Origin of the sequence: Nocardioides ungokensis (genome assembly GCF_013466985.1) — a bacterium.
Classification (GTDB): domain Bacteria; phylum Actinomycetota; class Actinomycetes; order Propionibacteriales; family Nocardioidaceae; genus Nocardioides; species Nocardioides ungokensis.
The window spans coordinates 2,138,035-2,158,503 of record NZ_CP059164.1 but is presented as its reverse complement, the minus strand read 5'-3'; the positions used below and the strand labels follow the sequence as shown (position 1 = coordinate 2,158,503).

Annotated in this window: 11 protein-coding genes and 1 pseudogene; 5 read left to right on the top strand and 7 right to left on the bottom strand. The window is 72.9% G+C overall.

Annotated features, from left to right (window positions below; all coding sequences use genetic code 11):
- Positions 1-72 precede the first annotated feature (72 nt).
- Both H0S67_RS10615 and H0S67_RS10610 read left to right on the top strand, forming a co-directional pair.
- Positions 73-4,683, top strand: coding sequence for an ATP-dependent helicase (locus H0S67_RS10615; RefSeq protein WP_180936544.1), 4,611 nt, complete (start codon positions 73-75; stop codon positions 4,681-4,683).
- Positions 4,676-5,470: an Fpg/Nei family DNA glycosylase gene (locus tag H0S67_RS10610; protein ID WP_180936543.1), complete on the top strand. Its 795-nt coding sequence runs from the start codon at positions 4,676-4,678 to the stop codon at positions 5,468-5,470. Before H0S67_RS10615 ends, H0S67_RS10610 begins: the two co-directional genes overlap by 8 nt.
- 36 nt (positions 5,471-5,506) lie before the next feature.
- On the opposite strand, the gene H0S67_RS10605 is transcribed toward H0S67_RS10610, so the two are convergent.
- Complete coding sequence (locus tag H0S67_RS10605) at positions 5,507-5,815, bottom strand: helix-turn-helix domain-containing protein (RefSeq protein ID WP_180936542.1); 309 nt, start codon at positions 5,813-5,815, stop codon at positions 5,507-5,509.
- A gap of 46 nt (positions 5,816-5,861) precedes the next feature.
- A complete protein-coding gene (locus tag H0S67_RS10600; RefSeq protein ID WP_180936541.1) occupies positions 5,862-6,350 on the bottom strand; it encodes a CinA family protein in 489 nt (162 codons plus the stop codon).
- Between the two features lie 64 nt (positions 6,351-6,414).
- On the opposite strand from H0S67_RS10600, the gene H0S67_RS10595 reads away from it, so the two are divergent.
- From H0S67_RS10595 to H0S67_RS10585, 3 genes are read left to right on the top strand one after another with little or no spacing between them, the layout of a single operon-like run.
- Positions 6,415-7,092 (top strand): response regulator transcription factor, encoded by a 678-nt coding sequence (locus tag H0S67_RS10595; protein ID WP_180936540.1) that lies wholly within the window; start codon positions 6,415-6,417, stop codon positions 7,090-7,092.
- 1 nt (position 7,093) lies between these two features.
- On the top strand, positions 7,094-8,452 hold the full coding sequence (locus H0S67_RS10590) for a sensor histidine kinase (protein WP_180936539.1): 1,359 nt from the start codon (positions 7,094-7,096) through the stop codon (positions 8,450-8,452).
- Between the two features lie 9 nt (positions 8,453-8,461).
- Positions 8,462-10,279 (top strand): glycoside hydrolase family 15 protein, encoded by a 1,818-nt coding sequence (locus tag H0S67_RS10585; protein ID WP_180936538.1) that lies wholly within the window; start codon positions 8,462-8,464, stop codon positions 10,277-10,279.
- A 65-nt stretch (positions 10,280-10,344) separates the two neighbouring features.
- Here the strand turns inward: H0S67_RS10585 and H0S67_RS10580 are convergent, their stop codons facing one another.
- From H0S67_RS10580 to H0S67_RS27310, 5 genes and pseudogenes are all read right to left on the bottom strand, one after another.
- Positions 10,345-13,425 carry an ExeM/NucH family extracellular endonuclease gene (locus H0S67_RS10580; RefSeq protein ID WP_180936537.1) on the bottom strand — a complete coding sequence of 1,027 codons (3,081 nt, stop codon included), beginning with the start codon at positions 13,423-13,425 and terminating at the stop codon, positions 10,345-10,347.
- Between the two features lie 218 nt (positions 13,426-13,643).
- A complete protein-coding gene (gene pgsA, locus H0S67_RS10575; protein WP_180936536.1) occupies positions 13,644-14,249 on the bottom strand; it encodes a CDP-diacylglycerol--glycerol-3-phosphate 3-phosphatidyltransferase in 606 nt (201 codons plus the stop codon).
- Complete coding sequence (rimO, locus tag H0S67_RS10570; protein WP_219635701.1) at positions 14,246-15,706, bottom strand: 30S ribosomal protein S12 methylthiotransferase RimO; 1,461 nt, start codon at positions 15,704-15,706, stop codon at positions 14,246-14,248. The genes pgsA and rimO overlap by 4 nt, the downstream gene beginning before the upstream one ends.
- A 129-nt stretch (positions 15,707-15,835) precedes the next feature.
- On the bottom strand, positions 15,836-17,761 hold the full coding sequence (locus H0S67_RS23555; RefSeq protein ID WP_219635629.1) for a helix-turn-helix domain-containing protein: 1,926 nt from the start codon (positions 17,759-17,761) through the stop codon (positions 15,836-15,838).
- Positions 17,761-20,394: pseudogene (locus H0S67_RS27310) on the bottom strand (FtsK/SpoIIIE family DNA translocase). The gene H0S67_RS23555 and the pseudogene H0S67_RS27310 overlap by 1 nt, the downstream one beginning before the upstream one ends.
- Between the last annotated feature and the right edge of the window lie 75 nt (positions 20,395-20,469).

Genomic DNA, 20,469 nt, shown 5'->3' with positions numbered 1-20,469 from the left:
CGCCGCCCGCCCCCACCGGGATCCGCCACCACACCGAGCCCCGAGGATCGCTCGGGACGGACTGTCGGTGCCATGAGCAAGGATGTTCGCGTGAGCGACGTCCTCGACAGGTTCAGTGAGCCGACGCGCACCTGGTTCGGTGCCGCGTTCGCCGCGCCCACCCCCGCCCAGGCCGGCGCGTGGGAGGCGATCGGCGCCGGGCGTCACGCGCTCGTGGTCGCGCCGACAGGGTCCGGCAAGACACTCTCGGCGTTCCTGTGGTCCCTCGACCGGCTGATGACCACGCCGCCACCGGAAGACCGGTCACACCGCTGCCGGGTCCTCTACGTCTCGCCGCTCAAGGCCCTCGCGGTCGACGTGGAGCGCAACCTCCGGGCGCCGCTGGCCGGCATCCGCCACACCGCCGAGCGGCTCGGCACCAGCGTCCCCGGTGTCACCGTCGGCCTGCGCTCGGGCGACACCCCGGCCGCGGAGCGCCGCAAGCTCACCACGGCGCCGCCCGACATCCTCATCACGACGCCGGAGTCCCTCTTCCTCATGCTCACCTCCCAGGCGCGCGAGTCGCTGCGCGGCGTGGAGACGGTGATCGTCGACGAGGTGCACGCGGTCGCCGGCACCAAGCGTGGCGCCCACCTCGGGGTCTCCCTCGAACGGCTCGACTCGCTGCTGCCCCGGCCCGCGCAGCGCATCGGCCTCAGCGCGACGGTGCGTCCGCTCGAGGAGGTCGCCCGCTTCCTCGGCGGCACCGCCCCGGTCGAGATCGTCGCCCCGCCGTCGGAGAAGGAGTGGGACCTCCGCGTCGTCGTCCCGGTCGAGGACATGACGGCGCCCGACGACTACGACGAGGACTCCGAGGACCCCCAGCGCGCGCAGTCGATCTGGCCGCACGTGGAGGAGCGGGTCGTCGACCTCGTCGAGGCCCACCGCTCGACCATCGTCTTCGCCAACTCCCGCCGCCTCGCCGAGCGACTCACGGCCCGCCTCAACGAGATCGCCACCGAGCGCGCCGGTGTGGCCCTCGAGACGGCCGATGGGCCGCCCGCCCAGGTGATGGCCCAGTCGGGCGCCAGCAGCGGCGCGGAGACGGTCATCGCCAAGGCCCATCACGGCTCGGTGTCGAAGGAGCAGCGGGCACTGATCGAGGACGACCTCAAGCGCGGCCGGCTCCCGTGCGTGGTGGCCACCAGCAGCCTCGAGCTCGGCATCGACATGGGTGCCGTCGACCTGGTCGTCCAGATCGAGTCACCGCCGAGCGTGGCCAGCGCCCTGCAGCGCGTCGGCCGCGCCGGCCACCAGGTCGGCGAGGTGTCCCGCGGCGTGCTGTTCCCCAAGCACCGGGGCGACCTCGCCCAGACCGCCGTCGCGGTCGAGCGGATGCGCAGCGGCGACATCGAGTCCCTGCGGGTGCCCGCCAACCCCCTCGACGTCCTCGCCCAGCAGGTGGTGGCCGCCACCGCGCTCGACGCCTGGCAGGCCGACGACCTCTTCGAGCTCGTGAAGCGCAGCGCGCCGTTCACCCAGCTGCCGCGATCGGCGTACGACGCCACCCTCGACCTGCTCAGCGGCCGCTACCCCTCCGACGAGTTTGCCGAGCTGCGGCCCCGGATCGTGTGGGACCGGGTCACCGGCACCCTCACCGGCCGGCCGGGCGCCCAACGACTGGCCGTGACCAGCGGCGGCACCATCCCCGACCGCGGCCTCTTCGGTGTCTTCCTCGTGGGGGGCGAGGGGCCCGGACGGCGCGTCGGCGAGCTCGACGAGGAGATGGTCTACGAGTCCCGGGTGGGCGACATCTTCGCGCTCGGTGCGACAAGCTGGCGCATCGAGGACATCACCCACGACCGGGTGCTGGTGACGCCGGCGCCGGGCATCCCGGGGCGGCTGCCCTTCTGGAAGGGTGACGCGCTCGGCCGACCCGCCGAGCTGGGTGCGGCCATCGGCGCGTTCACCCGCGAGCTCGGCTCGCTGCCCCGCGACCGTGCGATCGAGCGCGCGCAGGAGGGTGGGCTCGACGAGTGGGCCGCCGCCAACCTGGTGACCTACCTGGGCGAGCAGGTCGAGGCGACCAACGCGCTGCCCAGCGACCGCACGCTGCTGGTCGAACGGTTCCGCGACGAGCTCGGCGACTGGCGGCTGGTGCTGCACTCCCCGTTCGGCACGCCCGTCCATGCGCCGTGGGCGCTGGCGATCAACGCGCGTCTGCGCGAGCGGTACGGCGTCGACGGGCAGGCGGTGGCGTCCGACGACGGCATCGTCATCCGGATCCCCGACACCGACGCCGAACCCCCCGGCGGTGACGTGGTGGTGTTCGCCGCCGAGGAGATCGAGGACCTCGTGACGCAGGAGGTCGGCGGCTCGGCCCTCTTCGCCGCCCGCTTCCGCGAGTGCGCTGCACGCGCCCTGCTCCTCCCCCGGCGCGACCCCGGACGCCGCTCGCCCCTGTGGCAGCAGCGGCAGCGGTCGGCGGCCCTGCTCGAGGTCGCGGTCAAGTACCCGTCCTTCCCGATCGTCCTCGAGGCCGTGCGCGAGTGCCTGCAGGACGTCTACGACCTGCCCTCGCTGGTGGCGCTGATGCAGCGCGTGGACCGGCGCGAGCTCCAGGTCGTCGACGTGTCCACCACGTCGCCGTCGCCGTTCGCCCGCAGCCTCCTGTTCGGCTACGTCGCCCAGTTCATGTACGAGGGCGACTCCCCCATCGCCGAGCGCCGCGCGGCAGCCCTCTCGCTCGACCAGGGCCTGCTGGCCGAGCTCCTCGGGCGTGCCGAGCTGCGCGAGCTGCTCGACCCCGAGGTGCTGGCCGAGGTCGAGGCCGAGCTCCAGCGACTTGCCCCCGAGCGCCGGGCCCGCGACGCCGAGGGCGTCGCCGACCTGCTGCGGATGCTGGGGCCGCTGACCACCGACGAGATCTCGGCGCGCTCCGTGGACGGTGCCGACACCGTCGGCTGGCTCTCCGCGCTGCGCGACTCCCGGCGGATCACCGTGGTCCGGATGGGGGGCGAGGAGCGCTGGTGCGGCATCGAGGACGTCGGCCGGCTGCGCGACGGCCTCGGCGTACCCGTCCCGCCCGGCACGCCCGACGCGTTCATCGAGCCCGTCGAGGACCCGTTGGCCGACCTGGTCTCCCGGTTCGCCCGCACCCATGGGCCGTTCACGACCGAGCAGGTGGCGGCCCGGCTCGGGCTGGGCGGCGCGGTCGTCCGGCACACCCTGCAGCGGCTGGCCGCCCACGGGCGGGTGCTGGACGGCGAGTTCCGGCCGTCCGGATCCGGGTCTGAGTGGTGCGACGCCGAGGTGCTGCGCAAGCTGCGACGCCGCTCGCTGGCCCGGCTGCGCAAGGAGGTCGAGCCGGTCGAGCCGGCGGCGCTGAGCCGCTTCCTGTCGGCCTGGCAGCACATCACCCCGGCCTCCGGCGGGCGCGGCGGGCTGCGCGGGATCGACGGGGTGCTGACCGCGATCGACCAGCTTGCGGGTTGCCCGGTTCCTGCCTCCGCGCTCGAGCCGCTGGTCCTGGCCGCACGCGTGCGCGACTACGAGCCGTCGTACCTCGACGAGCTCACCGCCTCCGGCGAGGTGGTCTGGGCCGGCCACGCCGCGCTCCCCGGCGCCGACGGCTGGGTGTCCCTGCACCTCGCCGACCAGGCCCCGCTGACGCTGCCGGAGCCGCAACCCTTCGAGCACTCCACGCTGCAGCAGGCGGTGCTCGACGCCCTGGCCCCCGGCGGCGCCTGGTTCTTCCGCCAGCTGGCCACCAGCGTGGGTTCCACGGACGACACCGCACTGTCGGCGGCGCTGTGGGAGCTGGTCTGGGCCGGGCGGATCAGCAACGACACGCTCACCCCCCTCCGCGCCCTCACCCGGTCGGGCACGCCGAGCCACCGCAGTCGGCGCCCGCCGCCCCGGATCCGGATGTCCGCCACGACTGGGGGTCGCGCCCGGATGCCCGCCCGCAGCGGCCCCCCGGAGACGGCCGGCCGCTGGGCGCTGCTGCCGGAGATCGACGCCGACCCGACCCGGCGTGCCCACGCCGCCGCCGAGCGGCTGCTCGACCGGCACGGCGTGGTCATCCGGGGCGCGGTCGTGAGCGAGCGGGTGCCCGGGGGGTTCGCGGCGGTCTACAAGGTCCTCTCGGCCTTCGAGGACTCCGGTCGGTGCCGGCGCGGCTACTTCGTCAGCGGGCTGGGCGCCGCCCAGTTCGGGACCGCCGGCGCGATCGACCGGCTCCGCACCTTCTCCGAGGTCTCGACAGGGTCCGGCGGCGAGGGGGCCAAGCCCACCGCGGTCGCCCTGGCCGCGACCGATCCGGCCAACCCGTTCGGCGCGGCCCTGCCCTGGCCGGTCTCGACGGCCTCGACCAGCAAGGCCGGCGCCGAGGGCTCCGGCCACCGGCCCGGCCGCAAGGCCGGTGCGCTCGTGGTGCTCGTGGACGGCGAGCTGACGCTCTACGTCGAGCGGGGTGGGCGCACCCTGCTGACCTGGTCCGACGACCCCGACCTGCTCACTCCTGCCACCGCTTCCCTCGCCGAGGCCGCACGGCGCGGCTCCCTGGGGCGGATGACGGTGGAGAAGGCGGACGGCGAGCAGCTCCTCGGCTCCGGTGCGACGCCCCTGCGCGAGGCGCTCCAGTCGGCAGGGTTCGTCTCGACCCCGCGGGGCCTGCGGCTGAGGACGTCGAGCGGTGCCTGAGGGCGACACCGTCTACCGGGCGGCCCGGCTGCTGGACCGCAGGCTGTCCGGGCAGGTGCTGGTCCGCAGCGACTTCCGGGTGCCCCAGCACGCGACGGCGGACCTGTCCGGTGCCACGGTGACCGGCACCGTGTCCCGCGGCAAGCACCTGCTGACCCGCATCGACGACGAGGACCAGCAGTGGACCCTGCACACGCACCTCAAGATGGAGGGCGCCTGGCGGGTCTACGAGCCGGGAGGTCGGTGGCGTCGGCCGGCGCACCAGGCACGCGTGGTGCTGTTGACCGAGCGGGCCGAGGCGGTGGGCTTCTCGCTGGGCATCGTGGAGCTGCTCCCGCGTGACCGCGAGGTCGACGCGGTCGGACACCTGGGTCCGGACCTCCTGGGCCCGGACTGGGACGAGGCGGAGGCGCTGCACCGGCTGGCCGAGGACCCGGACCGCCCGCTGCGCGAGGCCCTGCTGGACCAGACCCGGCTGGCCGGCATCGGCAACATGTACGCCGCCGAGCTGTGCTTCACCAGTGGCGTGCACCCGCAGACCCCCGTCGGGGACGTGCCCGACCTGACCCGGCTGGTGTGCCGCGCCCGGCAGATGCTGGACGTCAACAAGGAGCGAGCGGTCCAGTCCACCACCGGAGACCTGCGCGAGCGCGAGCGGATGTGGGTCTACCGGCGCGACCGGAGCCCGTGCCGACGCTGCGGCACACCGATCGAGGTGGAGACGATGGGACCCACCGGTCGCGAGCGCGCGACGTACTGGTGCCCGTCCTGCCAGCCGAGGGGCTGAAGGGCGCCCGGTGGAGGGCGCAGGTACAGCCGAGGATCAGGCGGCGGAGGCGACGACCTCGCCGGCGCGCTGACGCGTGCCGACCGTGATCGGAGTGGCAGCCACCGCGGCCTCCTCGAGGGCGACGGCGTCGGACACCTCGCGGAGCACGTCGGAGAGCGGCGCGTCCAAGGCCAGGCACAGCGAGGCGAGCAGCTCGGAGGATGCCTCCTTCTGCCCCCGCTCGATCTCGGAGATGTAACCCAGGCTCACCCGGGCCTCGGCGGAGACCTCGCGCAACGTCATGCCGCGCTGCATCCGCCGATCACGGAGGACGTCGCCGAGAAGCCGACGAAACAGCACCATGCGCGTCTCCTTTCGGGTGGCCGTGACCGGAACTGCTGGTGCAACGCTACCCGAGAGGCGTTTCTTCCGAGACGAGGATCGCGGCAAGGGCCTCGAGCGCGTGCACGCAGGTCTGCTCCTGGATGTCGCGACGCTCCCCCGCCAGGTCCAGCTCGAGGGCCCGGAGCAGGCCCGGACCCGAGATCCCGACGAAGACCGTGCCGGGGGCCTTGCCCTCCTGCTCGGCCGGCCCCGCGACCCCGGTCGTGCTCACGGCGTACGACGCACCGGTCAGCGCCCGAGCCCCGGTCGCCATCGCCTGCGCGCACTCGGCCGAGACCACCCCGTGCTCGTCGATGAGCTCCGCAGGCACCTGGAGGACCGACGACTTGACCTCGGTCGCGTAGGCCACGATCCCGCCCCGGTAGGTCTCGGAGGCCCCGGGCACGTCGGTGAGGTGCACCGCGAGACGACCACCGGTCAGCGACTCCGCCGTGGCGACGGTGTGCCCGCCGGCACGCAGCAGCAGGTGCACGCGGGTGTCCAGATCGGTCATGTCCGGGATGCTAGACCGCTCAAAGTTCAGCGGGCGCTCAGCGGACCCGTGCCACCCTGTGGACATGCGGCTCCTGGTCGTCGAGGACGACACGCACCTAGCGTCCGCGCTCAAGCGCGGCCTGGAGGATGAGGGGTACGCCGTCGACGTCGCCCTGGACGGCACCGAGGGCGAGTGGCTGGCGCAGGAGAACGAGTACGACGCGATGGTGCTCGACGTGATGCTGCCGGGGATCTCGGGCGACGAGCTGTGCACCCGGCGCCGCCAGGCCGGCGACTGGACGCCGATCCTGATGCTCACCGCCCGGTCCGGGCCACGGCAGGAGTCGCACGCGCTGGACTCGGGCGCCGACGACTTCCTCGCCAAGCCGTTCTCGTTCATGGTCCTGGTCGCCCGGCTGCGGGCGCTGACCAGACGCGGCGGACGCGAGCGCCCCACCGTCCTGGCGGCCGGTGACCTCCGGCTGGACCCGGCGGGCCACCGGGTGTGGCGCGGCGAGACCCCGGTGGAGCTGACCCCGCGGCAGTTCTCGATGCTGGAGTTCCTGCTGAGGCGCCCCGGCGAGGTCGTCTCGAAGGCGACGATCCTGTCCCACGTCTGGGACTTCTCCTTCGACGGCGACCCCAACATCGTCGAGGTCTACGTCCGCCAGCTCAGGCAGCGCATCGACGAGCCGTTCGGGCGTGCGTGCCTGCAGACGGTCCGCCTCGTCGGCTACCGGCTCGACCCTGACGGCGGCTGAGATGCCCGCGCTCACCCTCCGCACCCGGGCGACCCTGCTGGCCACGGCCATCACCGGCCTGACCCTGCTGCTGGGCTCGGTGGCGCTGATGCTGACCCTGGACGCACGGCTGCGCACGGGCGCCGACGAGCTCGCCGGGAGCCGGATCGACGACCTGCTGCGACTCGCGCAGCACGGCGACCTCCCCGCGACGCTGACCAACCTCGACGACAACGGGGTCGGGCAGGTCGTGACGGCCGACGGCCGGGTCCTGGCCGCCTCCCCCAACATCCGCGGCCGCCCGCCCATCGCCCGCTTCGACCCCGGCAGTGGTCTGGCCGTGCGGACGGTGGCCGCACCCGACGACGCCGAGACGGAGACCTACCGCCTGTGGGCCGCCACCGGGCCGAGCCCGCAGGGACGGGTCACGGTCTATCTCGGCACCAGCCTCGAGTCCGTCCACGAGGCCACCGCTGCCCTGCGGCGGGCGCTGCTGGTGGGCGTGCCGGTGGTCGTGGTGCTGCTGGGCCTCGGCACCTGGCTGGTGCTGGGTGGAGCACTGCGCCGGGTCGACCGGATCCGGCTGGAGGTCGACTCGATCACCGAGGACCGGCTGGACCGCCGGGTGCCGGACACCGGCGTCGACGACGAGGTGGGCCGGCTCGCGGTCACCATGAACGGGATGCTGGCCCGGCTCGAGGCGTCGGCCCGCCGCCAGCGGGGGCTGGTGGCGGACGTCTCGCACGACCTGCAGAGCCCGTTGGCCTCCCAGCGAGCGCAGATCGAGGTCGCGCTCGCCCGCCCGGCGTCCACGGACGTGGAGGCGCTCGGCACCGACCTCCTGGCCACGACGGCGGAGATGGAGCGGCTGGTCGGGGACCTGCTGGTCCTCGCCTCGGTCGACGCCGGAGCGCCGGCCGCCGAGCCCACCGCGATGGACCTGGAGGACGTCGTGCTCGAGGAGGCCGCCCGCGCGCGGGTCGGGCGCGACCTGGTCCTCGACACCACGCGCGTGTCCGCCGCCCCGGTGCGCGCCAACCGCGGCGAGGTGCAACGCATCGTGCGCAACCTGATCGACAACGCCGTCGCCCACGCCGATGCCCGGGTGGAGCTCCGCGTCGACATCGACGACGGCCTCGGCAGGCTCGACGTGCGCGACGACGGGCCGGGCGTCGCGGAGCAGGAGCGCGAACTGATCTTCGAGCGGTTCCACCGCGGTGACCGGTCCCGCTCCCGGCACACGGGCGGCAGCGGCCTCGGACTGGCGATCGCCCGCAGCCTCGCCGAGCGCGCCGGCGGCCGCCTGGAGCTGGCCGAGCAGGACGGTCAGCCGGAGCCCGGCGCGCACTTCGTCCTGCTGCTCCCTGGGTCGGGTGGCTAACCTCCCCCCATGGCCCTGCCCATCGAGGACTACGCGCTCATCGGCGACCTGCGGACCGCCGCCCTGGTGGGCCGCAACGGCTCCATCGACTGGCTCTGCCTGCCCCGGTTCGACTCGTCGGCCTGCCTGGCCGGCCTCCTGGGCACCGACGAGCACGGGCACTGGCAGCTGTGCCCCGAGGGCGACTACGAGTCGAGCCGTCGCTACCTCGGCAACTCCGGGGTGCTGGAGACGACGTTCACGACGCCCACCGGGGTGGTGGAGCTGGTCGACCTGATGCCTCGCGGGGACAACCGCGCCGACGTCGTCCGGCGGGTGCGCGGCCTCCAGGGGACGGTCACGATGAGCCACGAGTGGCTGATCCGCCTCGACTACGGCGAGATCCGGCCCTGGGTGCGCCGCGAGACGATCTGCGGGGAGAAGGTCATCACCGCGATCGGCGGGCCCGACAAGCTCATCCTGCGCGGCCCCCGGCTGCCGGTCGCGACCGACCACCGCCACAACGACGTCTTCGACGTGCACGAGGGCGACGAGCTGCTGTTCTCCACGACCTGGGTGCCGTCCCACATCGACCTCGAGGACCTCGGCGACCTCACCGACCGGATCCGCAGCACCATCAAGGCCGACGAGGCCTGGGCCGAGCGGTGCCCGGCCGACGTGCCGCACCCGCACGTCGTACGCCGCTCCCTGCAGACGCTGCGGCTGCTCACCCACGAGGCGACCGGGGGCATCGTCGCCGCGCCCACGACGTCCCTGCCCGAGGACTTCGGTGGCGAGCGGAACTGGGACTACCGCTACTGCTGGCTGCGCGACGCGGCCCTCACCCTGTCGTCGCTGGTCCGGGCCGGCTACACGGAGGAGGCCCGGTTGTGGCGGACCTGGCTGCTCCGCACCGTGGCGGGCGACCCCGAGGACCTCCAGATCATGTACGCCGTCGACGGTGCCCGGCGGCTGCCCGAGCGCACCCTCGACCACCTGCCGGGGTACGCCGGCTCGGCGCCGGTCCGGATCGGCAACGGCGCGGTCGACCAGCGCCAGTCCGACGTGCTCGGCGAGGTGATGATGGCGCTCGAGCACACTCGCCACGCCTTCGGTGCCTTCGACGAGAACTCGTGGGCCCTGCAGCGCACCCTGGTCGAGAACCTCGCCAGGGACTGGCAGCGCGCCGACCACGGGCTCTGGGAGATCCGCGGCGAGCCCCGCCACTTCACCCACTCCCGGGCGATGGTCTGGGCGGCCTTCGACCGCGCGGTGCGCGCCGTGGAGGAGTACGACCTCCCCGGCGACGTCGAGGAGTGGCGCCGCCTGCGGGACACGGTCCGCGCGGAGGTGCTGGACAAGGGCTACGACGCCGGCCGCAACACCTTCACCCAGCACTACGACACGACGGAGGTCGACGCCTCGCTGCTGGTGCTGCCGTTGAGCGGCTTCATCGACGGCGACGACCCCCGGATGCTCGGGACGATCGAGGCGATCGAGCAGGACCTGCTGCGCGACGGCCTGGTGCTGCGCTACCGCACCGAGTCCGGCGTCGACGGCCTCCAGGGCACCGAGCACCCCTTCGTCGCCTGCTCCTTCTGGCTCGTCTCGGCCTACGCCGCCGCCGGCCGCACCGACGACGCCAGGGCGCTCCTCGACCGGCTCGTGGGCCTGGTCAACGACGTCGGCCTGCTCTCGGAGGAGTACGACGCCCGCCACGGCCGCATGGTCGGGAACTTCCCCCAGGCCTTCAGCCACCTCGCGCTGGTCCAGGCGGCCTTCGACGTCGCCGGGAAGCCTTCGCCGGAAGGCCCCCGCCCCGAGAAGAACCGACCCGGACAGCACTGACCCGCCCGGAGGGCCGGCGAGCTGGTGAGCTCGCGGCCTCCCGGGCGGGTCGAGGTGCTGGTGCGTCAGCGCTTGGTGACCGTCACCGTGATGGTGCGGGTGACGGCCTTCGCCAGGCTGCTGCCGGAGTAGACCACGGTCACCGGGTAGTCCCCGGCCTGCTTGAAGGTGCCGAGGGCGACCGTCGCAGAACCGTTCTTCAGGGCCACCAGCTGGTCGCCGCCCGACCAGTGGACCCCGCCGCCCGACCAGTGGACCCAGACCAGCCCGGACACGGTCTGGTTCGGGGCCGTCAGGTCGACGGTCAGGGTCGCGGCGGTCTTGGTGGTGACACTGGTCGGCGACACGGTGAGCGCCATCGCGGGCGTCGCCTTGGCGACCTGGAGCTGCACCGAGCCGGACGACGGGTGGTTGGACCCGTCACCGGAGTAGGACACCGTTAGGTCGTGGGTGCCCGGCTGGAACGCCGTGCCCGGGACCGTGATGGTGGCGGTGCCGTCCTTCGCGACCGGGGCCGAGGCGACCTCGGTCGTGCCGTCGAGGAGCGTGACCGTGCCGGTGGTCGGCTCGGTCGAGGTCACCTGCACTGCGACGGAGCCGTCGGTGCCGTATGTCATCGGCGCCGCCGTGGCCGCCGTGGTGGTGTCGACCGCCGGGAAGCCCGGGACGTCGATGCCGATGACCTCCGGGTCGTGGTCCGAGGCCCGGAACTGGTTGGGCTGGTAGAAGTCCGTCGCGTTGTAGTTGCGACGGCTGTACTCGAAGGCCACCGACTCGTCGGCGTTGATGTTCCAGATGTCGACGCCCGTGACGTCACCCAGCGCGGCGGCGTTGGCGAAGACGTGGTCGAGCGAGCCGTCCATGCCACCGAAGTTGTAGGTGTACTCGTCAGGGGTGTCGGACTCGAGGTTGGTGTAGCCCTTCTCCTCGAGCTTCTGGATCGGGTCCTCCATGGAGTAGGCGTTGTAGTCGCCGGTCATGAAGAGCTTGCTGATGCCGCGCTCGGCCTTGAAGTCGTCGGCGAATGCCGCGACCGCCTCGGCCTGTGCCACTCGGTCCGGGTTGGCGTTGCCCTGCCCGGTGCCGTCGTCGACGCCGGAACCCTTGGACTTGAAGTGGTTGACGATCACGCCGAACGTCGTGGCGTCGGGAGCGCCCTTGGGCTTGAAGGTCTGCGCCAGCGGCTCGCGCGCGTTCGAGAACGCCGCCGAGCCGACGAGCACCTTCGAGGGGCCGACCAGCTGGACCGTGTCGGGGTTGTAGATGAACGCGGTGCGGATGACGTCCTGCTGCGGGACCGGCGGGAGGTCAGCCGCGTCGGGCGACGGGGCGTACGCCCAGCGGGTGCTGCCGGCGTCGGCGTTGAGCGCGTCGACGAGGTAGGCCAGCGCGTCGTCCCGGTTGGTGTTGCCGAGGGCCACCGAGTTCTCGATCTCCTCCAGGGACACGATGTCGGCGTCCATGGTGTTGATCGCGCGGACGATCTTGTCGCGCTGGGCCTTGAGGTCGTCGTCCTCCGCCGCACCGCGGGGCCCGGTCGCGCCGCAGTCGTTGTCGGTGACGTGGTTGCCGTCGCGGTCGTCGTAGAAGGTGCACGAGCCGCCGCCCGCGACGTAGTCGACGCCCGTGGTGTTGAAGAAGTTCAGCACGTTGAACGTCGCCAGCTTCAGGTCGCCGCCGACGTCCTGCGGGGCGGCGTTCTCCCCGCGGGTGTCGCTGAACGTCGCCACGTCGGAGCCGGTGTCGGTCACCTGGTGGGTGGGCTGCAGCTTCCAGGCGCTGTTGCGGTAGTCGAGGATCACCGGAGCGACGATGTGCGCCCGCGAGGAGACCCGCACCGTGTTGTCGGTGCTCAGCCACGGCAGCGGGATGTCCTGGTTGGCGCCGCCGCCGAAGGGCAGGAAGTTGGTGCTGGCACCGTCGTCGAGGGTCACGGCGCGCGCGGCGTTCGCGGCGGTCGCCGAGGCGATGGCGGCGGTGTCCTGGGCGTCGTACTGCTCGGTCGGCGCGACCAACGGGGTGTCGCCCGTGGCCAGGCCGATCTCGGCGTACTGGTTGGTCGAGTAGTTGTTGGTGACCGTGAAGTGCTGGCCGGAGAGGTCGAGCAGCTCGCTCTCGTGGGCCTCGCGGTCGGCCGTGGTGGTCGGCAGGTCGGTGGCCAGCGGGGTGACCGGTGCGTGGTCGTCCGCCAGCTTGGTGAAGGAGCTGTGGCTGTCGGACGGGTCGTAGGTGAGCTCGGTCAGCCCGCCGAACTCGGTCACGAGCCCGGTCACCTCGACGTAGTCGCCGACGTGGCCGGCCACGCCGCCGCTCTTCTGGAAGACGTTGAGCGCGTCCGAGGCGCCGGGGGTGGCGTCGGTGCCGCCGCCGGTGCCCGGGGTCTGGATGACGAAGGCGTAGAAGCCGCCGGTCGGGTACGCCGCGGTGACGACGCCACGGGTGCGGACGTAGGTGGACTTGTCACCCGCGAACGGGCTGGACGAGCCGGTGCCCTGGACCTCGGCGATCGTCTTGTCGACGGTGGTGGTCGGGGGCGGCGGCGTGCTGGCGGTGCCCTCGGGAGTCGGCGAGCCGGTGGTGAAGTCGGCGCTGTTGATGTCGGTGTCCTTGCCGGACGCGGCCCGGCTGGAGGAGGTCCCGTTGGCCACGCCGGCGGCCTTGGCACCCTCGAAGGTGTTGCTGTTGGCGCCGAGGAGGTCAACCACGCCGGCTGTCCCGACCGCGCTGCCGATGGGCGGGTTGAGGGCGGTGGTGCCGTTGGCGAGCCAGACCGTGAAGGCGGTGCCGCTCATGTTCACGGTGCCGGTCGCGTCCGGGGTCGGCAGGTCGCTCGTGCCGCCGGTGCCGGCCGCCTCCTGGACCAGGTAGTGACCGCCGGCCGGGACGCTCCCGGTCAGCGGCGTCACGCCGGTGGCGGCGGCGGTGCCGGTCGACGAGCGGTACTGCACCGACATCCCGTTGACGCTGATCGGGGCGGAGGTCGGGTTGTAGAGCTCGATGAAGTCGTTCTTCAGCGTGGCGCCTGAGTTGCCGCCGCCGCCGTACGCCTCGCTGATGACGAGGCCGGTGCCGGCGGGGTCGGCCTGGGCGGGAAGCGCGGTCGCGGTGAGGCCGGTGACGGCGACGCCGAGACCGAGGGCGGCCACGAGTCCCTGTCGGGATGAGGGCCTGGGTGAGGGCATGGGTGAGCCTTCCGAGAGTGCTGTCGTCGGGGGGTGAGAGCGAGGAAACCCGCTGTCGCGGGCCCTCTGGTGAGAGTGACGCGCGACACCCTAACCCCGACGACGCCGGAAGCACCTGACTTCCGCGATGAACTCGCGGTAAAACCTGCCGGCCGCTGGGCAGCCGGCCGGAAGGACGCCGATCAGGCCGCGGCGGTGTCCCTGCGCGAGCGGTGGACGTCGCGGAAGAACTCGTAGCCGGACCACATGGTCATCGCGACGGCAGCGGCGAGCAGCACCTGGGCGACGTAGAAGAGCACGTTGCCGACCGTGTCGAGCGCGCCGTCGACCTGGCGCAGCGGCAGGACGAGCAGGCCCAGCGCGAGCGCCTGCAGGGTCGTCTTGACCTTGCCGCTGTGGGCCGCGGGGATGACCACGTCCTTGAGCAGGGAGAGCCGGAGCAGGGTCACGCTCCACTCGCGCAGCAGCACGAGGATCGTCACCCACCACCAGATGTCGCCGACGATGGAGAGGCCGATGAACGCCATCCCGGTGATCGCCTTGTCGGCGATCGGGTCGGCGATCTTGCCGAAGTTCGTCACCAGGTTGCGCGCCCGGGCGATGTCACCGTCGATCTTGTCGGTGATCATCGCGATGGCGAACAGCGCGTAGGCGACGCAGCGCCACAGCACCGAGTCGCCGCCGTCGACCAGGAGCGCCCAGCCGAAGAACGGGACCATCACGATCCGCAGGGTGGTCAGCACGTTCGGCAGGTTCAGGTTGCTGACCTGGTTGTCGGTGGACGTCATCGCTCGGCTCCGATCGGTCGGGCCACCAGGTCGACGCCCTCGGAGGCGACGACGACGGCGGGCAGCAGGTCGCCGATGCGGGTCCCGGCGGGGACGGTCTCGAGGGTGGTGGTGCCGTCGACCTCGGGCCCCTGGTGGGCGGCCCGACCTTCGACGACGCCGCCCTCGACGGGCTGGTCGGCGTCGTCGAGCGACTCGACCAGGACGGTGACGTGCTCGCCGATGCGCTCCTCGGCCCGCTGGGCGTTGAGCTCCTCGACCAGCGCGGTGACGTGCTCGGTGCGGGCGCGGACCTCGTCCTCGTCCAGCTTGCCGTCGTACGACGCGGCCTCGGTGCCGTCTTCGTCGGAGTAGCCGAAGACTCCGGTGACGTCCATGCGCGCGGCGACCAGGAAGTCGCACAGCGTCTCGAGGTCGTCCTCGGTCTCCCCGGGGAAGCCGACGATCACGTTGGACCGGACACCGGCCTCCGGGGCGAGACCCCGGATCCGCTCGAGCAGGTCGAGGAAGCTCTCCGGGTCGCCGAAGCGACGCATCCGGCGCAGCACCCCGGCGCTCGCGTGCTGGAAGGACAGGTCGAAGTAGGGCACCACGCCGGGGGTCGACGCGATCGCCTCGATCAGCCCCGGACGGGTCTCGGCCGGCTGCAGGTAGGAGACGCGTACCCGCTCGACGCCTTCGACGGCGGCCAGCTCGGGGAGCAGCGTCTCGAGCAGCCGCAGGTCACCGAGGTCCTTGCCGTAGGACGTGGAGTTCTCGCTCACCAGGAAGAGCTCGCGGACACCCTGCTCCCCGAGCCAGCGCGCCTCGGCGAGCACGTCGGAGGGCCGGCGGGAGACGAAGGAGCCGCGGAAGCTCGGGATGGCGCAGAAGGAGCAGCGACGGTCGCAGCCGCTGGCCAGCTTCAACGGCGCCATCGGGCCGCCGTCGAGGCGTCGGCGCACGGCGCGCGGGCCGGTCGCCGGTGCCCCGACCCCGAGCTCGTCGAGGCCGTGGCCCGGGACGCTCAGGGCGGCGGCGGACCGCTCGACCGGTGAGATCGGCAGCAGCCGGCGACGGTCCTGCGGGGTGTGGGCCTGGTGGGGCTCCCCCGCCACGATCGCGCGGAGTCGCGCCGCGATGTCGGGGTAGTCGTCGAAGCCGAGGACGGCGTCGGCCTCGGGCAGCGACTCGGCGAGGTCCTTGCCGTAGCGCTCGGCCAGGCAGCCCACGGCCACCACGGCCTTGGTGTTGCCCTCCCCCGCTTTGGACTGAGTCTTGAGGTCCGCGGCCTCCAGCAGGGTGTCGACCGAGTCCTTCTTGGCCGCCTCGACGAAGCCGCAGGTGTTGACCACCACGGTGTCGGCGTCGGCCGGATCGGTGACGAGCCGGAACCCGTCGGCCTCCAGGCGCCCGGCCAGCTCCTCGGAGTCGACCTCGTTGCGGGCGCACCCGAGGGTCACCAGGGCGACCGACAGGAGGGTGCGGGTGTCGTCATCGGGGCCGGTGCTTGTCGTCGTCATGATCGTGTCGAGTATGCCCGCTCCCACCGGCCCGGCGCGCATCGCGAGCCGGGCCGGTGACCGGAGTCACCCCTGCCGGACCGGTCAGCCGACCGGGAAGCTGTTCTGCGCGGGCTGGCCGTCGGCCCCCAGCAGACCGCGGTCCTTGCCGTCCACGGTCACCTTCAGCGACCCGTCGGAGGACTGGATCCGCACCGGCGGGATGACCGACTTGAGCGTGTGGCTCTCCCCGAAGGTGAGGTCACCGGTGTAGGCGATGTCGCCCGCGCCGTCGCGGACGACCACGTGAGCGCCGCCCTTGGTCGCGGTGAGCACCACCGGCACCGGGTCGCCGAGCGAGAGGTTGTTGTTGTTGTTGGGTCCGGCGGAGCCGTTGAGACGCGGCGGGGGCGGCGTCAGCTCGACCGGGCTGTCCATGACCAGGCGCGCGATCGACCAGGCGAGCACCAGTGTCATCACCGCGGCGATCAGCACCGACCAGTTCGGGCCGCCGCGGGTGCCGCGGATGCTGCCGTTCGCGCCGGTGGCCAGCTCGGCCTCGAAGACCCGTCGCGGGTTGATCGGGGCGTCGGCGTACCGCTCGTCGTACGACGTGAGCAGCGGCGTCACGTCGATGCCGAGCACGCGGGCCAGGGTCCGCAGGTGCCCCCGGGCGTAGAAGTCGCCACCGCACGGCGCGAAATCGTCGACCTCGATGGACTCGATCACGTGCGGGCGGATCCGGGTGCGCTCGGCCAGCTGGTCGACCGTCAGCCCCAACCGGGTGCGGGCCGCGACGAGCTCGGGACCGACGACCGGGTCCTCGGCCGGCTCGATCGAGAAGTCGTCGATGACGAGCGGCTCCACGGCGGAGCCCTCGCGGGCGATCGGGCGGACCCGGTCGCTCCAGACCACGGTGTCCTCGACCAGGTTGACGCTCCCGGCGCGGCGCAGCTCCCGTCCACCGGCGAGGTCACGATCGGCGGCGGCGTCGGCGTCGGCGGCGGCGGAGCCATCGGCGAGCGCCGACCCACCGACGGTGAGGTCGCTGCGGAACTCCGCCCGCACCGCGGCGATCGGGTCGCGCAGGGGGCTGGGCGTGGCGCTGGCGGTCATCTGCGGCTCGGTGGGCTCCGGCACGGCGGGAGCCGGGTCGGATGCCGTCTCGCGCTCCGGGTCGGCGTCCTGCGCGTCGCCGGCGCGTCGACGCTGGAGCAGGGCCGACACGACTCCGATGCCGTGGGCCAGCGCCGGCCGCGGGTCGGGCCAGCGGCGAGCGGGGGCGTCGTCCGCGGCGAGGTCGTCCTCGTCCGGGTGGGTCTCGGCCGGCTCGGGCACGTGCGCGTCGAGCCGTGTCGGGGCGACCGGCACGTCCTCGTGCGCGGACGTGGGCGCCTCCGCCTCGGGCACCTCGACCTGGGCCGGGGCCACCTCGACGACAGCGGCAGGATCGCCGGCCAGCCGGACCAGCGCGGCGGTCAGGTCCTCCCCCGCGCCGGTGACGCGGGTGGAGAGGGCCAGGGGCACGGCGAACGGCGCGCCGTAGAGCCGCTGGGCGATGCGGGACTGGCGCCGACCGCTGCGGTCGAGCTCGTCGAGCACGCGCTCGGTGTTGCGGGGCACCAGCACCAGGCGGCCGTCGCGCAGCGGCCCGCGGCGCGGCGTGTGCTCGACGTGGGCCAGCGCGCCCCACGGCATGCCGCGCCAGGTACGGCCGAGCCGGATGCGCACGCCCTGGGTGTCGGCCACGAGCAGCGGGGTGCGCGCGTCGACGAAGGCAAGCAGGTAGGAGACCCCCAGCCCGCCCATGACCAGGAACAGCAGCCAGTCCAGCCAGGCGCCGGAACCGGTGGCCCGGGCGAGGTAGGCGATGCCGACCGCGGAGGCGATGCCGCCGACCAGGGCGGCCAGGCCACCGTTGCGGCGGATCTCCACCGGGTCCGGGGCCAGCCCGAGGGGCTCGGGTCCGCGGTCGGTGCTCTCCTCGTACGACTCGTGGTCGTCGAGCTGGTGCAGGGCTCGTGCCTCCATCACATCTCTCCTTGGAGTGTGGCGATGACGCCGTCGATCTCATCGGGCTTCACGAGCACGTCACGGGCCTTGGAGCCCTCGCTGGGCCCCACCACCCCACGGCTCTCGAGGATGTCCATCAGGCGTCCGGCCTTCGCGAACCCGACGCGCAGCTTGCGCTGGAGCATCGACGTCGACCCGAACTGGGTCGACACCACGAGCTCCACCGCCTGGATGACCAGCTCCATGTCGTCGCCGATGTCGTCGTCGAGCTCGCGCTTGGTGGCGGCCGGCGCGGTGACGTCGTCGCGGTACGACGGCTCCAGCTGGGACTTGCAGTGCTTGACGACCTGGGCGATCTCGGCCTCCGTGACCCAGGAGCCCTGGACGCGCACGGCCTTGGACGACCCCATCGGCAGGAAGAGGCCGTCACCCTGGCCCACCAGCTTCTCGGCACCGGGCTGGTCGAGGATGACCCGGCTGTCGGCCAGCGACGAGGTCGCGAACGCCAGCCGTGAGGGCACGTTGGCCTTGATCAGACCCGTGACCACGTCGACGCTCGGCCGCTGGGTCGCCAGCACCAGGTGGATGCCGGCGGCGCGGGCGAGCTGCGTGATCCGCACGACCGCGTCCTCCACGTCGCGCGGCGCGACCATCATCAGGTCGGCGAGCTCGTCGACGATGACCAGCAGGTAGGGGTACGGCGCCAGCTCGCGCTCGCTGCCCGGCGGGACCTCGACCTTGCCGCCCGGACGGCCTTGTTGAAGTCGTCGATGTGGCGGAAGCCGAAGTTCGCCAGGTCGTCGTAGCGCATGTCCATCTCGCGCACGACCCAGGCGAGGGCCTCGGCGGCCTTCTTGGGTTGGTGATGATCGGGGTGATCAGGTGCGGGACGCCCTCGTAGGCGTTCAGCTCGACCCGCTTCGGGTCGACCATGATCATCCGGACCTCGTCGGGCGTCGACCGCATCAGGATCGAGGTGATCATCGAGTTGATGAACGACGACTTTCCGGAGCCGGTGGCACCGGCCACCAGCAGGTGCGGCATCTTGGCGAGGTTGGCCACGACGAAGCCGCCCTCCACGTCCTTGCCGAGGCCGGCGACCATCGGGTGGTGGTCGGAGCGGGCCGTGTTGGACCGGAGCACGTCGCCCAGGGAGACGATCTCCTTGTCCACGTTGGGGATCTCGATGCCGATCGCCGACTTGCCGGGGATCGGGCTGAGGATCCGCACGTCGGCCGAGGCGACGGCGTACGCGATGTTCTTCGAGAGCGCGGTGACCTTCTCGACCTTGACCGCAGGGCCGAGCTCGACCTCGTAGCGGGTGACCGTGGGGCCCGGGTGTAGCCGGTGACCTGTGCGTCGATCCCGAACTCCTCCATGACCTGGGTGAGGCGGTCGACGACCGCGTCGCTGGCCTTGGAGCGGGCCTTGTGCACCGAGCCCGGCTTGAGGACCTCGTTGCCGGGCAGGCTGTAGGCGATGTCGCCGGAGAGCAGGAGCTGCTCGACGCGCGGGGGCAGCGGGGAGTGCGGCGGGGGCTCGAGGTCGGCCTTGGCCGCGGGCTCCTCGACCGGCGGCTCGAACGCCTTCATCCCGACCGGGTCGGTCTCGGCCAGCGCGACGTCGACGGCGTCCGGCTCGCGCTTGCCCCGGCGCTTCTTGACCTCGCGGTCCTCGAGGACCGGGGTGTCGTAGGCCGGGTCGCCCATCTCGGGGTCGATCTCGTCGTCGTTGCGGCGACGGCGGCTGCGTGACGGAGCGGACTCGTCGTCGGCCTCGGCGTGCTCGCGCCCGAGGAGGCGGTCGCGCGTCTCGGCGAGGCGGGCAGGCACCTGGTAGAGCGGGGTGGCGGTGATGACCAGCACGCCGAAGAACGCGAGGAGCGCCAGCAGCGGCACCACGACGTACGCCGTACGGAGCAGGTCGAGCAGCAGGCTGGCCACGACGTACCCGACCGCGCCGCCGGCGTCGCGCAGGTCCGAGGCGTCACCGAGGACGGGCTGCGGGTTGTCGTTGGCGATCTGCACGATGCCGAGCACACCGAAGGCGAGCGCGGTCCAGCCGACGACCTGGCGGCCGGCGGGCCCGTTGTGCTCGGGGTCGCGCATGTTGCGCCAGCCGACCCAGACCAGCGCCAGCGGCACGAGGAAGCCGACCTTGCCGACCGAGCCCTCCACCACGGTGCGGGAGGCGTCCATGATCGAGCCGGGCAGCTGCCACCAGACGGCGGCGGCCGAGACGACGGCCAGTCCGAAGAGGAAGAGCCCGATCCCGTCGCGACGGTGCTCGGGCTCGAGGTCGCGGGCCGTGTGCCCGATGCTGCGCGCCGTGGCACCGAGGGCGTGGGCGATGGCGAGCCAGACCGCGGCGACTCCCCTGCCGAGCGTCGTGAACAGCCGCGCGAGCGGGCCGGGGCCGGTGCGGACCGCCCGCGGAGCGGGTCGGCGCGCGGTGGAGGAGGCCTGGCTCCTGGAGGGAGAGCTCTTCGAGGAGGTCCTGCCACGAGACGTGCTCGAGCCGGACCTGCTCTTGGAGCTCTTGCCGGTACTCCGGGATCGGGCGCTCGAACCGCTACGACCGGTACTGCGAGTACCGGTCGTCGACGTGCTCTTGCTCCGCGACCCCGGCGGGGAAGACGTACGGGTCGCCATGCCAACAACCTAAGCCATCGTCCCACCCGTCACAGGGACCACACGCGAGCGTGTCGGCAAGCGGACCTCCCCGGC